The organism is Microbacterium sp. SORGH_AS_0862 (assembly GCF_030818795.1).
GTDB lineage: Bacteria > Actinomycetota > Actinomycetes > Actinomycetales > Microbacteriaceae > Microbacterium.
Genome location: NZ_JAUTAY010000001.1, coordinates 2,401,772 through 2,415,143 on the forward strand (window position 1 = coordinate 2,401,772; position 13,372 = coordinate 2,415,143).

13 protein-coding genes are annotated in these 13,372 nt (G+C 69.2%); 10 read left to right on the forward strand and 3 right to left on the reverse strand.

From position 1 onward, the window contains the following. Positions 1–133 precede the first annotated feature (133 nt). Positions 134–1,192, forward strand: a complete 1,059-nt coding sequence (moaA, locus tag QE377_RS11710) for a GTP 3',8-cyclase MoaA (protein ID WP_307323264.1) — start codon at positions 134–136, stop codon at positions 1,190–1,192. Between the two features lie 11 nt (positions 1,193–1,203). On the opposite strand, the gene QE377_RS11715 is transcribed toward moaA, so the two are convergent. Then, the gene (locus QE377_RS11715; RefSeq protein WP_307323266.1) at positions 1,204–1,836 is read right to left on the reverse strand and encodes a metalloregulator ArsR/SmtB family transcription factor; all 633 of its coding nucleotides are present in this window, start codon (positions 1,834–1,836) and stop codon (positions 1,204–1,206) included. 190 nt (positions 1,837–2,026) lie between these two features. On the opposite strand from QE377_RS11715, the gene QE377_RS11720 reads away from it, so the two are divergent. Next, a complete protein-coding gene (locus QE377_RS11720; RefSeq protein ID WP_307323268.1) occupies positions 2,027–2,956 on the forward strand; it encodes a diacylglycerol kinase family protein in 930 nt (309 codons plus the stop codon). A 6-nt stretch (positions 2,957–2,962) separates the two neighbouring features. Here QE377_RS11720 and QE377_RS11725 read toward each other — a convergent pair whose 3' ends face one another. Both QE377_RS11725 and QE377_RS11730 read right to left on the reverse strand, forming a co-directional pair. Further along, positions 2,963–3,370, reverse strand: coding sequence for a glucose-6-phosphate dehydrogenase (locus QE377_RS11725; protein WP_307323270.1), 408 nt, complete (start codon positions 3,368–3,370; stop codon positions 2,963–2,965). Positions 3,371–3,470: 100 nt separating this feature from the next. Further along, positions 3,471–4,772: a hemolysin family protein gene (locus QE377_RS11730; protein ID WP_307323274.1), complete on the reverse strand. Its 1,302-nt coding sequence runs from the start codon at positions 4,770–4,772 to the stop codon at positions 3,471–3,473. A gap of 527 nt (positions 4,773–5,299) precedes the next feature. On the opposite strand from QE377_RS11730, the gene QE377_RS11735 reads away from it, so the two are divergent. The 8 genes from QE377_RS11735 (at position 5,300) to QE377_RS11770 (ending at position 13,369) form a co-directional block, all read left to right on the forward strand. Further along, positions 5,300–5,905: a hypothetical protein gene (locus tag QE377_RS11735; protein WP_307323277.1), complete on the forward strand. Its 606-nt coding sequence runs from the start codon at positions 5,300–5,302 to the stop codon at positions 5,903–5,905. 80 nt (positions 5,906–5,985) lie between these two features. Further along, entirely contained in the window at positions 5,986–7,062 is a 1,077-nt protein-coding gene (locus QE377_RS11740; RefSeq protein ID WP_307323279.1) for a hypothetical protein, read from the forward strand. Then, positions 7,059–7,394: a hypothetical protein gene (locus tag QE377_RS11745; protein ID WP_307323281.1), complete on the forward strand. Its 336-nt coding sequence runs from the start codon at positions 7,059–7,061 to the stop codon at positions 7,392–7,394. The genes QE377_RS11740 and QE377_RS11745 overlap by 4 nt, the downstream gene beginning before the upstream one ends. Further along, positions 7,382–8,401 carry a LacI family DNA-binding transcriptional regulator gene (locus QE377_RS11750; protein ID WP_307323283.1) on the forward strand — a complete coding sequence of 340 codons (1,020 nt, stop codon included), beginning with the start codon at positions 7,382–7,384 and terminating at the stop codon, positions 8,399–8,401. Before QE377_RS11745 ends, QE377_RS11750 begins: the two co-directional genes overlap by 13 nt. A 185-nt stretch (positions 8,402–8,586) precedes the next feature. Then, on the forward strand, positions 8,587–9,603 hold the full coding sequence (locus QE377_RS11755; RefSeq protein ID WP_307323286.1) for an ABC transporter substrate-binding protein: 1,017 nt from the start codon (positions 8,587–8,589) through the stop codon (positions 9,601–9,603). A gap of 117 nt (positions 9,604–9,720) precedes the next feature. Beyond that, positions 9,721–11,292: a sugar ABC transporter ATP-binding protein gene (locus QE377_RS11760; protein WP_307323289.1), complete on the forward strand. Its 1,572-nt coding sequence runs from the start codon at positions 9,721–9,723 to the stop codon at positions 11,290–11,292. Further along, positions 11,289–12,329, forward strand: coding sequence for an ABC transporter permease (locus QE377_RS11765; protein WP_307323292.1), 1,041 nt, complete (start codon positions 11,289–11,291; stop codon positions 12,327–12,329). The genes QE377_RS11760 and QE377_RS11765 overlap by 4 nt, the downstream gene beginning before the upstream one ends. Beyond that, positions 12,326–13,369 (forward strand): ABC transporter permease, encoded by a 1,044-nt coding sequence (locus tag QE377_RS11770; RefSeq protein ID WP_307323295.1) that lies wholly within the window; start codon positions 12,326–12,328, stop codon positions 13,367–13,369. Before QE377_RS11765 ends, QE377_RS11770 begins: the two co-directional genes overlap by 4 nt. Positions 13,370–13,372 lie beyond the last annotated feature (3 nt).

Sequence of the window (13,372 nt, forward strand, 5' to 3'; positions counted from 1 at the left end):
AGTTCGAAATGAGATGGCCGCGGGGGGGGCGGCCGTGAATAATGGCGGGGAATTTCCGCGCCGATGCGCGCCGGGGGTCCGAGCGCGGCACGTACCCTCGTGTCATGGGTGATCGAGCGGCGGAGGCGAGCGGATGACGGCGATTCCGCTCCAGCTGCGCCGCACGCCGCCCCCGGATGCGGGGCAGCAGCGTCAGGGCGATCCACTCGTCGACGTGTTCGGCCGGGTGCACCGGGACCTTCGCATCTCGCTGACCGACCGCTGCTCGTTGCGCTGCACGTACTGCATGCCCGAGCAGGGCAACGAGTGGCTCGCGCGCAACAGCATCCTGACGACGGACGAGATCGAACGCGTCGCCCGCATCGCCGCCGCCGACGGGATCAGCACCTTCCGGCTGACCGGCGGTGAGCCGCTGCTGCGCCGCGACATCGTGGACGTCGTGGCGCGCCTGGCGCGCATCGAATCCCCCGAGGGGCCGGTCGCGATCGCGATGACCACCAACGGGATCCGCCTTCCGGAGCTTCTGCCCGACCTCGTCGCGGCGGGGCTCAGCCGGTTGAACATCTCCATCGACACGCTGCGGCGCGACCGCTTCGCCGAGCTCACGCGTCGCGACCGACTCGACGAGGTGCGCGAGGCGATCACCGCAGCCGCCGCATCCGGGCTCCGCCCGCTCAAGCTCAACGCCGTCGCGATGCGGGGAGTGAACGACGACGAACTGGTCGACCTGGTCGAGTTCGCCGTCGCGCACGACGCGCAGATGCGTTTCATCGAGCAGATGCCGCTGGATGCGGGTCACACCTGGGATCGTTCGCAGATGGTCACCCGCGAGGAGATCCTCGAAGCGCTCGGCCGCCGGTGGAAGCTGACCCCCGTCCCTGGTCGCGGCGGCGCACCCGCGGAGCGCTGGGCGCTGGGCGCCGGCCCGCACACCGTGGGCGTCATCGCGTCGGTCACGGCGCCGTTCTGCGGCGACTGCGACCGGATGCGGCTGACCGCCGACGGGCAACTGCGCAACTGCCTGTTCTCCACGACCGAGTACGACCTCGTGCCGTTGCTGCGCGGAGGCGCGTCCGACGCCCAGGTCGACGCTATGCTGCGGTCGTGCATCGCGGGCAAGCTCGCGGGGCACGCCATCGATGACCCCTCGTTCCTGCAGCCGTCGCGGGGAATGAACGCGATCGGCGGCTGAGGGCCGCTCGTTCATACCGGTAGCGTCACCCGCTGCGCGAGCATCAGCTTGACGACGCAGTTGCGCGGGTCGCACGAGGCGGCCATCTTGTCCACCCGCAGCGGGCCTCCGGCCTCGGCGAGGACGCCGTCCATGAGTCCCAGGTGCACATCGCACAGGGTCTCGCGGTGGTCGGGATCCGCCCCCGCGTTGGGGCAGGGGGAGATGTCGACGGTGAGTTCGGCTTCGTCGACGATCGGCTCGAATCCGGCATCGCCGAGGTCTTCGACGAGGGCATCGATCTGGTGCACGGCGTCCGGGGTGAGTCCGGTGTCCGACACGTTCGTCCACGGCATGATGCGGCGCATGAGGTCGCCGCGCTGCGCCGCCTCACGCACCTTGCGCTGCGAGATGACGCTGATGCCCTGGCGGTCCGAGGTCGTGCTGTACAGCACGCGGGGGCGGCCCCGGGTGGTGCGGTGCTCGGTCTCGGCCACGATGTAGCCGCCGTCGAGCAGGCGCTGCAGGTGCTCGCGAACCGTGTTCGGGTGCAACTCGGTCGCCTCGCACAGTTCGGCGACCGTGCGCTGTCCGCGCTTCTGCAGAACGTGGAGGATCTGGACGCGCGAGTAGCTGGAGATCGCGCTGTAGCCGGGGCGGGTCATGTCTTCATTGTTCATGTTCTCGGATGAAATTGAAAGGTCAGACCACAACATTTCCGAGGTTCTACAGTCGAGGTCGCGCATTCGCGCGGTGAGCGTTGTGGATTATCCACGGCTCCGGCGGGAGAGCGCCGCGACCCGCCTCTCGCTGCAAGCGGAGCCCTGCGCCGCGTCGGGGTGAGAGCATGTGTGCATGCCCGCATCCCGCACCGCCGTGATCTACAACCCGAGCAAGACCAAGCGCGAGGACCTCGCGCGTGCGTGGGCCGGTGTCAGCGCTGAAGCCGAGCCCGAGTGGTTCGAGACGACCCCCGAGGATCCGGGGCAGGGCCCGGCACGCGCGGCGATCGAGGCCGGGTGCGATCTGGTGATCGCTGCCGGCGGCGACGGCACGGTGCGCGCGGTGGCGGAGGGGCTCGCCGGAACGGATGTCGCACTCGGCATCGTGCCCCGCGGGACCGGCAATCTGCTGGCACGCAACCTGGGCGTGCCGCTGCTGAGTCTTCCTGCCGCCATGCGCCGGGCATTGACCTCGGAGTCGCGCTCGATGGACATCGGCTGGGTCGATCTGACCCGGGAGAGCGGCACCGAGCGCCACGCTTTCGTCGTGATGGTCGGCTTCGGTCTGGACGCTCAGATGCTCGCCGAGACGGACGACGACCTGAAGTCGAAGGCGGGATGGCTCGCCTACGTGGCGGCGATGGGGCGCGCCCTGTCGTCATCGAGCGTGATCGATGTCCGCCTCGCGCTCGATGACGAGCCGGCGCAGAGCGTCGAGGCGCACACGTTGCTCGTGGGCAACTGCGGCGCCATCCAGGGCGGGGTCACCCTCTTCCCTGACGCTCAGCTGGACGACGGACTGCTCGACGTGCTCGTGATGAGCGCGGCCGGGGTCGGCGACTGGCTCGAGACGCTGCGCACCGCGATGTGGGACAACGGCATCCTCCGACTGTTCGATCGCGAGCGCTCGGCGACGAGCACGGAGTCGGCGCGGCACGCGCAGGCCCGGCGGTTGAGTGTCGAGCTGTCCGAGCCGTGCGCGTTCGAGATCGACGGCGAGGAGGTCGGCGAGGTGACCGGCTTCACGGTCAGCGTCGAGCCCGGAGCGCTGCGCGTGCGCTGAGCGGGCTCAGGCGATCTGCTCGCCGCACATGCCGCACACGCCGTTGGCGTTCGCCTCGAGGAAGCAGGTGGGGCACACGGCGCGGACGCGCTCGGGCACGACGGGCTTCGGTGCGGCCTGGCGGGCGGGCGCGGCCTGACGGGCGGTGCTGCGCTTCGCGCGTACCGCGGTCGCCGCGGGCGCGGGTGCGCGGGGCGGCTCGGGGCGGTGCTCGGCGCAGTAGAAGCGCACGAACCCGTCGTGGTTGTTGGGGTGGCGATGCTTGACGGCCCACAGTTCCGTGCGCTCCCGTGCGGGCGCGTCGGAGGGGCAGGATGCGCAGCGTCCCGCATCGCCCGGGGCGATGTCGGCGACCAGCAGCGGTGTCTCGAAGGGGATGTTCTGCCGCCAGTCCGATGACGATGCGATCCTCACGGGGTCCTTCCTGGCTGGCGCGCTTCGGGTGCGCGGATCCTGCCTCTACAACGGTAGATCACCTGGCGGGGGCCGGGCGCCTCGGCCCCCGCCAGGGCGATCAGTCCGGGATCTCTTCGAGGGATGCCGGTGCGCGGGTCACGTGCAGTTCACTGATCCGGCGTCGATCTATCGCGCTCACGCGGATCGTCGCGCCGTCGAGATCGACGACATCGCCCACGCGGGCGAGGCGCCCGAGCCTCTCGACCACGTAGCCGGCGACGGTGTCGGCGCTGCCGCGGGGGATGGCGATGCCGGTCGCCTCTTCGAAGTCCTGCAGGTTGAGTCGACCGTCGACGGTGCCGCCCTCGGCGCTGAGCGCTTCGGCGACCGCATCCGTGTCGTACTCGTCGAAGATCTCGCCGACGACCTCCTCCACCAGGTCCTCGAGCGTGACGATGCCGTCCGTGCCGCCGTACTCGTCCACGACGACCGCGATGTGGTGCCCCTGCGCCCGCATCCCCGTAAGCGTCGGCAGGACGCGCGCAGAGGAGGGGAGGTACGGGATCTCGCGAGCGAGCGAGATCAGCTCGCCGTGGCCGGATGCGGACACCGCGTCGAAGATGTCGCGCACGTGCACGAACCCGACGATGTCGTCGATCGACGCGTCGATGACGGGATAACGCGAGTGCGGCAGCTCCTTCACGCGCGAGGCGGCCTGGTCGATCGGCTCATGGGCATCGAGCGCGATCACCTCCGGGCGGGGTCGCATGACCTCGCTGATCTGGCGGTCGCGCAGCGAGAGCACGTCGTCGAGGATGCGGCGCTCGTCCTCGGGCAAACCCTCATGACTGGAAACGATGTCGCGCAGTTCCTCGTCGGTGAGCTCGTCGGCGGTCTTGTCGGGGTCGCCGCCGAGCAGCCGCACGAGAGCGTTCGTCGACACCGACAGCAACCAGATGACGGGACGCATGAACCGTGCGAATCCGCCGAGGACCGGAGCGACGGCGTAGGCGAACTGCGCGTTGCGCTGGATCGCGAGACGCTTGGGCACGAGCTCGCCGAGCACCAGCGAGAGGTACGCGATCACCAGGGTGAGCACGATCGTCGCGACGGTCGCAGCGACGGACTCAGCGAGTCCGAGGGACACGAACAGCGGCGTCACCGACGGAGCGATCGACGAGGCGCCGTACGCCGCCGAGGCGAAGCCGGCCACCGTCACGCCGATCTGGACGGCGGAGAGGAACGTGTTGGGGTTACGGGCGAGATCGGCGACCTTGCGACCGCGCTTGCCCCGTGCGGCGAGGGCATTGACCTGGCTCTCACGCAGGGTGACGAGGGCCATCTCCGTGGCGGCGAACACGCCGCCGATGAGCACGAAGACGATGACCAGGGCGATATTGAGAAGGAGGTCGCCGTTCAACGGCCGACCTCCTCAATGTGCAGGCAGACGCCCGGGGTCACCCGGGCGCGCGGACTATGACTGTCGGAGGAATCGGCAGAGTGCGTCATCGCACCAGCGTACGGCGACGGGGGGCCGCGATGCTCGGTGTTCGCCGAGAGAGGGCGGCGCGGCAGCGCTTGACAGAGCATGCGTTCGCGCTAACATCGACCACAAGTCATTGGTACCGCTAACACGCGATGTCGCGTATCCGCATCCCGCTCGACGCCCCCGCATCCTGTGCGCGCGTCGTGGCGTGCGCCGGTGACGACCTGATCAAGACGAAGAACGAGTGAGTGGCCCATCGTCGGGTCACAGCAAAGGTGCACGATGCTCGCTGCGAACGCCGGCCCTCGGCCCGACGTCGCGACCGCACGCGGCGGCAGCGCCCTTTCATCGGAGGAGCGCGGCTGCGGCCGCCTCCTCCCGGACAATCTGGCGACCGGAGAGACCGGCCGTCCTGGAACTCGGCTGAGCGCTGTCGCCTCGCCGGAGATCGGAGACACACCATGAAGAAGGGCCTTCTCGCCCGGACCGCCGTCGGCCTGGTCGGCGGCGCACTCCTCATCGGCGCCGCGGGAGCGGCTGTCGCGGACGAGATCGGCAACGACGAGGTCGACGTCACGGTCGACATCGCGGCGCTGCCCGACGCCGGCGCGCTGACTTTGAGCGTCGCCCCCGGCTCGGCCGTGTTGGCCGAGGGGGAGTCCGCGGACCCCGACCAGCGCGTCTTCGAAGGCACGCTTCCCACCGTGACCGTCACCGACGATCGCGACGCCATCCCGGCCGGCTCCGCCTGGTACGTGACCGGCCAGGCGAGCGCGCTGGCGTCAGGCAACGCCTCGATCGCCCCGGGCCATCTGGGCTGGAAGCCGAAGCTGCTGACCCAGAGCGCCGATGTCGCCGAAGGTCCGGACGTCGACACCGTGCTGGACGGCGGGCCGAACAACGTCGGCCTCGTGGATGCGGAGTTCCTGGCGATCGCCTTCGATGCCGAGAGCGCTGCCGGCACCTGGCAGGCCACCGCCGACCTGCTGCTCAAGACACCGAAGACGGTCACGCCGGGCAGCTACTCCGGCACGATCACGCTCACCCTGTGGGAGGAGCTCTCCTGAGGACGCGCCCCCGCCTCGCGCACGCCCGACGCGGAGGAGCCGGTGACGGCTCCTCCGCCCCTTCCCCCAGGATGACCGCTGTGTTCCCACGCTTTCGTACCCCGCCGTCCGCGATCCGGGCGTCCGTGCTGTCCGTTGCCGCTCTCGCGGCCGTGCTCGCGCCTCTCACCCCTCTCTCGGCTGCCGTGGCCGACGACGATCCCGTCCGCTGGTCGGTCGCTCCCGCCGATGCCGCCGGAGCGGATGGGCGGCGCGCCGTCGAACACGAGCTGGCGCCGGGGGAGAGCGTGGACGAGCATTTCGCGGTGCGCAACCTCAGCGAGCAGGAGATCACCTTCCGGATCACGGCGGCCGACGGTTTCTTCACGCAGACGGGCCGTTTCGACATCCTCGCGGATACGACGGCGTCGACCGCGGCGGGCACGTGGATCACGGTGCCCGACGCGGTCACCGTGCCCGCGGGCGAGAGCATCGTCGTCCCCTTCTCGCTCGCGGTGCCCGAGCGTGCGGAGCCCGGCGACTATGCGGCGGGCGTCACCGCATCCATCCTTTCGACGGGCAGCGCGACGGGAGGGGCGAGCGTCGGGGTCGAGAGCAGGGTCGGCTTCCGGGTGCTGACGCGGGTGACGGGTGAGATCACGCCGGCAGCCTCGCTCGACGCGCTCGCCGGCGACTACCGCCTGTCGTGGGACCCGCTGCGCGCAGGCGAGGCGCAGATCTCGTTCGAGGTCGTGAACGAGGGGAACACGCGCCTCGCGGCTGCCGGCACGGTGGCGGTCGGCGGTCGGAGCCTCACCTTCCCCGCGCCGGGACAGCAGGCACAGGAACTCCTGCCCGGTGATCGTCGCGAGATCACGGTCGCGGTCGACGACGTATGGCCCTGGGTGCTGCTGACCGCCACCGTGACCCTCGCGCCGGAGGTGCTGACCATCTCCGACACGGATGCGGCCATGGCGCCGATTTCCGCCGACGTGGCGATCTGGGCGGTACCGTTGCCGCAGTTGGCGATCTTGCTGGGGGCGGGTCTCGTCGTCTGGGCTATCCTGTGGCGACGATCACGCTCCCGGAGACGGATCTCCGCGATGATCGACGACGCGCTCCGACGAGGGCGCGAAGAGGGACGCAACGAGATGACCGACCGGGTGGGAGCATCATGAAGCGCTGGGGCGCGGTGCTGACCACGGTCGTGAGCGCGCTCGCGGCTGTTGCTGCGGCGGCGCCCGCCTACGCCGCCGACATCGACGCCGATCCCGGGAGCATCGGTGTCAGCGTCCAGATCACCCCGATCGAGTGCGCGAGCGGATGCGGAGCCGGGGCCGACGGTATCGGCTCCCTTGCTGCCAGCGGTCTGACGCCGATGGAGCCGGTCCTCTGGGGGGCGACCCTGCTCCTGGGGCTGGGTGCCGCCCTGGCCCTGCGCGCCACCGTCTCGCGCCACGCGAAGCCGGCGCCCGCATCCGATTCCGGAGACGGTGCGTGTCAGAGCTGACGCGCGGCTGGCAGCGGCCCAGCATCTACGACGTCGCCAAACATGCGGGCGTGTCCCATATGACCGTCTCGCGGGTGCTCAACGACCATCCCAACATCCGCGACTCGACGCGTCAGCGTGTGCTGAAGGCGATCGAGGAGATGAACTACACCCGCAGCTCGATCGCGCGGGCGCTGGCCACGAGGCGGGCGATGCGCATCGGAGTGCTGGTCGACGGGCCGGTGCAGTTCGGTCCGAACAGCACGCTGCGGGCGCTGGAGGCCGCGGCCCGCGACGTCGGGTACGCGATCAGCGCGTTCTCGATCGACGACGACGATGACGCGCAGCTGGATGCCGGGGTCGTGGAGCTCGTCACACAGGGCGTGGACGCCCTGTGCGTCATCGCCCCCCGCGCATCCTCGCTCGAGCTGCTGCGGCAGAAGAGCACGGGGCTGCCGACGATCGTCATCAAGGCGGAGTCCGACGATGTGTGGCACACGGCGGCCGTCGATCAGCGAAGCGGGGCGCGATTGGCGGTCGATCACCTGATCGAGCTCGGCCACAGACGCATCGCGCATCTCGCGGGACCGCTGGACTGGTACGACGCGAGGGAGCGCGAGCAGGGCTGGCGCGAATCGCTGGCTGCAGCCGGCCTGGAGGCCGGTGAGGCGATCATCGGCGACTGGACCTCGGACTACGGCTACGAGGTGGGCAATGCGTTCGACCCCCGCAGCGCGACGGCCGTGTTCGCCGCGAACGACCAGATGGCGCTCGGCCTCGTGCACGGCCTGGTCGATCAGGGCTTGCGCGTGCCGGAGGACGTTAGCGTCGTCGGCTTCGACGACGTCCCGGATGCGCGGCACTTCCTGCCCCCGCTGACGACCGTCCGCCAGGATTTCTCGGCTCTGGGCGAGCTTGCGCTGCAACTCGTGATCGCTGCCATCGACGGCGAGGATCACACCCGGCACGATCGCATCGCGCCGGTCCTGGTCGTGCGTTCGTCCACGGCGTCCGCGCCGCGCGACTGAGTCGCCTGCCATGCGTTGTTAGGCGCAACAAATGTTCGCGGTAACGGAAAAATAACGAATCGCCCCGAAAGAGTTGCGAAGTCGCATTGTTAGCGCGCACAATGTGGCTACCCGACGTTCCCGCTGGGGGCACACGGACCACCTCTTCGACGATGAGCGTCGGGGAGTCTCAAGGAGGAGATCACATGGCACACAACAAGCGCGCACTGGGCATGCTGGGATTCATCGGCGTGGGGGCTCTCGCGCTGGGTCTGGCCGGCTGCTCGAGCGGTGACGCAGAGGCCGGCGGCGACGCGACCGGCGGCAGCGGCAGCGGCGACCTCACCACGGTCGGTTTCGTCGCGGTGGGCCCCGAGGGCGGCTGGCGCAACGCCAACGAGCAGGCCATCAAGGACGCCTTCACCGAGGACGCCGGCTTCGAGCTCAAGTACGCCCCCGCCGCCAGCCCGAGCGACCAGAAGTCGCAACTGGACGCCTTCTCGACGTTCGTCAACGACGAGGTCGACGTCATCCTGCTCACCGCCACCGAGGCATCGGGCTGGGAGGACTCGCTCAAGCTCGCCAAGGAGGCCGAGATCCCGGTCATCCTGCTCGACCGCGGTGTCGACGCTCCCGAGGACCTCTACGTCACCCGCATCGCGCCCGACAACGTGCAGGTCGCGAAGTCGGTCGGCGAGTGGGCGACCACCGCGTTCCCCGAGGGCGCCAACTACTTCGTCCTCGAGGGCGTTCCGGGTCTCTCGGTCGTCAACGAGCGCAACGAGGGCTTCGACGAGGCGCTCGGCGGCGCGTCCGGCTGGAACAAGGTCGGCGCACAGACCGCCAACTGGAAGACGGATGAGGGCAAGTCGGTCATCGAGACCGTCCTGAAGGCCAACAACAACGACATCCAGTTCATCTTCGCTCAGAACGACGAGATGGGCATCGGCGCGGCGCAGGCCGTGACGGCGGCGGGCCTCAAGCCCGGCACCGACGTGAAGATCGCCACGATCGACGGCACCAAGGGCGCGCTCGAGGCTCTCTCCAAGGGTGACCTGAGCTTCGTCGCTCAGTACAACCCGTTCTTCGGCACCGACGCCGTCGACGCCGTCAAGAAGGCCCTCGCGGGCGACAAGGTCGACTCGACCATCATCGTCAAGAGCGCCACGTTCGACTCGCCCGAGGCGGCGGACAAGGCGCTCGCCGACGGCCTCGCCTTCTGAGCGCCGGAAGCACGCACTAAACCGCGCCGGCAGGCAGAGCGGGGATCGCCCCGGGCGATCCCCGCTCTCCGTCCGGCCCCAAGGGCATCAGCCCCGTAGCGAGGAAGCTCGTCAGTGATGACCGAATCACCCCCGATCGTCGAAGTCCGCGGCGCATCGATCACCTTCCCCGGCGTCAAAGCCCTCGACGCCGTGAACTTCCGACTCCTCCCCGGAGAAGTCCACACCCTGATGGGTGAGAACGGCGCAGGCAAGTCGACGCTGATCAAGGCGCTGACCGGCGTGTACCAGATCGACTCGGGATCGATCCTCGTGGGCGGCGTCGAGCGGCGCCTGACCGGCACCAAGTCGGCGCAGGACGCCGGTATCTCGACGGTCTACCAAGAGGTCAACCTCTGCACGAACCTCACGATCGGCGAGAACGTCATGCTGGGCCACGAGGTGCGCGGCCCGCTCGGCATCAACTGGCGCAAGACGCACGCCCGGGCCGCCGAGGCCCTCTCGCGCATGGGTCTCGGTCATCTCGACCCCCGCGCCCCCTTGGCCTCCATCTCGATCGCCCTGCAGCAGCTCGTGGCCATCAGTCGCGCCATGGTCACCGAATCCAAGGTGCTCATCCTCGACGAGCCGACCTCGAGCCTGGACTCCGCCGAGGTCGAGGTGCTCTTCGGCGTCATCCGCAGTCTCCGCGACCAGGGCGTCGCCATCCTCTTCGTCTCGCACTTCCTCGACCAGGTGTATGCGATCAGCGATCGCATCACGGTTCTGCGCAACGGGGCGTTCGTGGGGGAGTACCTCACCCACGAGCTCGACCGCACGCAGCTCATCTCGAAGATGATCGGCAAGGACCTCGACGCGCTTCGGGCCCTCGGCTCCAACCGTCAGGTCGACGAGCGCGACCGAACGGACACCCCCGTCTACAGCGCGCAGGGGCTGGGTCGTAAGGGCGCACTGAACCCGACCGACATCGAGATCCACCGGGGCGAGGTCGTCGGCTTCGCAGGTCTCCTCGGCGCCGGCCGCACCGAGCTCGCCCGGCTCATCGTGGGCGCCGACCGTGCCGATTCCGGCACCGTGCGCATCCGGGGCAAGAAGGCCAACATCGCCTCGCCCGTCGCGGGCCTCGCCAACCGGATCGCCTACTCCACCGAGAACCGCCGTGACGACGGGATCATCGGCGACCTGAGCGTCCGCGAGAACATCATGCTCGCGCTGCAGGCGAAGCGGGGCTGGTTGCGTCGCGTACCCGCCCGCGAGGTCGACGCGCTGGTCAAGACCTACATGGAGCGCTTCAGCGTGCGGCCGAACGACCCCGACCGGCCGATCCGGCTGCTTTCGGGCGGCAACCAGCAGAAGGTGCTCCTCGGCCGCTGGCTGGCCACGGAGCCCGAGCTGCTGCTGCTGGACGAGCCGACCCGCGGTATCGACGTCGGCGCGAAGGCCGACATCCAGGAGACCGTCGCCGAGCTCGCCGAGGGCGGCATGGGCGTCGTCTTCATCTCCTCCGAGTTGGAGGAGGTCGTCCGCCTGTCCGAGCGCATCGTCATCCTCAAGGACCACGACAAGATCGGCGAGGTCGTCAACGGACCCGACGTGACGGCCGAACGCATCGTCTCGATCATCGCCGCCGAAACGGAAGAGAAGGCCGAGGCCCAGACCGAGGCGCTCGCCGAAGGAGAGCTCTCATGACGTCCTTCCTGAAGACGCTCGTGCGCACGCCCTGGTTCTGGGGCATCGTCGGCATCGTCCTGCTGCTCACGCTCAACGTCATCAAAGACCCGACCTACCTGTCGGTCGGCATCAACCCGACGACCGGGATGCTGGCGGGCAACCTCCTCGACATCCTGCGCGTGTCGGCCCCGATCATCATGATCGCCCTCGGCATGACCTTCGTCATCGCGACCAAGGGCATCGACCTGTCGGTGGGGTCCATCATGGCCGTCGGTGGCGCCGCGGCCATGGAGAGCCTGTCCGCGGCCGGTGCGCCGAGCTCGGTGGGCGCCATGCTGACGGCGATCGGCATCGCACTCCTGCTGGGTGCCGTCCTCGGTCTCGTCAACGGCCTGCTCGTGTCCGTCATCGGACTCCAGCCCTTCATCAGCACGCTCGTGATGATGCTCGCCGGCCGCGGTATCGCCCGCGTCATCACGGGTGGACAGAACACGAACGCCACCAACGAGCCGTTCCGCCAGATCGCGAACGGGCAGATCCTCGGACTGCCGATGAGCTTCGTCGCGGCGATCGTGATCGTGGTCCTCGTCTCGGTCATCATGCGGCGCACGGCGCTGGGGCTCATGATCGAGTCGATCGGCGTGAACCCCGCCGCCAGCCGTCTCGCCGGCATCCGGCCGCGGCCCATCCTCATCGCGGTGTACATCCTCTCGGGCGTCCTGGCGGCCACGGGCGGCCTGTTCACCGTCTCGGAGGTCATGACCGTCGACGTCTCGGGCACGGGATACCAGATGGAGCTCGACGCGATCCTCGCGGTCGTGATCGGAGGGACGTCGCTGGCGGGCGGCAAGTTCTCGATCCTCGGCTCCACGGTCGGCGCCCTGCTGATCGCGACGCTCAACAAGACGGTCCTCTTCCTCGGGATCTCGGCCGCCGCGACGCCCGCCTTCAAGGCGATCGTCATCGTGGTGCTGGTTCTCCTGCAGTCCGAGCGGGTGCGGGGCTACGTCCTGCGTCTCGGGCGCACCCGTTCCCGAAAGGAGGCCGTCGCGTGAGCGCGTCCGTCTCGACCTCGTCCATCGACCTCGACAAGGTCCCCTCCCGCGGGTTCGCCCGCATCTGGGGGCGCAGCCAGTCGGCGATCCCGTCGCTCGCGGCGGTCCTGTTGCTGATCGCCATGCTGGTGTACGCAGAGCTCGCCTACGGCCGCGTGTTCCACATGGGCACGATGTCGAGCCTGCTCGTCAGCTTCGCGCCGACGATCATCCTCGCCGTCGGGATGACGATCGTCATCCTCTCGGGCGGGATCGACCTCTCGGTCGGCGCCGTCGTGGCCTTCACCTCGGTCGCCGGCGTCATGCTGATGAACATCGGCGTGAACGGGTGGCTCGCGATCGTGCTCATGATCGTCTTCGGCGCGTTGTTCGGCCTCATCTCCGGAGTGCTCATCCAGTACTTCAACGTGCAGCCGTTCATCGCGACGCTGGCGATGATGTTCCTGGCTCGCGGGCTCGCGTCGATCCTGTCGACCGTGCCCGTCCAGGCGCCCGAAGACTCGCCGATCCTGCTGCTGGCGACCGACTTCAAGCTCATCGACGGCCCCAAGGTGAACGACCTCGTGCTCACGCCCGGGTTCTTCATCGCCGTCCTCGTCGTGATCGGTGCGTTCTTCTTCCTGCACCGCACCCGCTCCGGACGCACGATCTACGGCATCGGCGGTGCCGAATCTTCGGCGCAGCTGATGGGCCTCCCGGTCGCGCGCACCCGGGTGTCCATCTACGTCATCAGCGGTGCGCTGGCGGGCCTTGCCGCCGTCGTCTACACGGCCGAGGTGGGCGGCAAGGCGCAGAACGTCACCGCCATCGGCTGGGAGCTCGACGCGATCGCGGCCGTCGTCATCGGCGGCACGCTGCTGACCGGCGGCGCGGGCTACGTGCTCGGCTCGGTCGTCGGATCGCTCGTGCTCGCGACCCTCTGGATGATCATCACGAAGGACGGCACCATCCGTCCCGAGTACCTCACGATCATCACCGGCGGCATCCTCCTCGTCTTCGTGCTCCTGCAGCGTGTGCTGACGGCCAGACGACGGAGATGAACC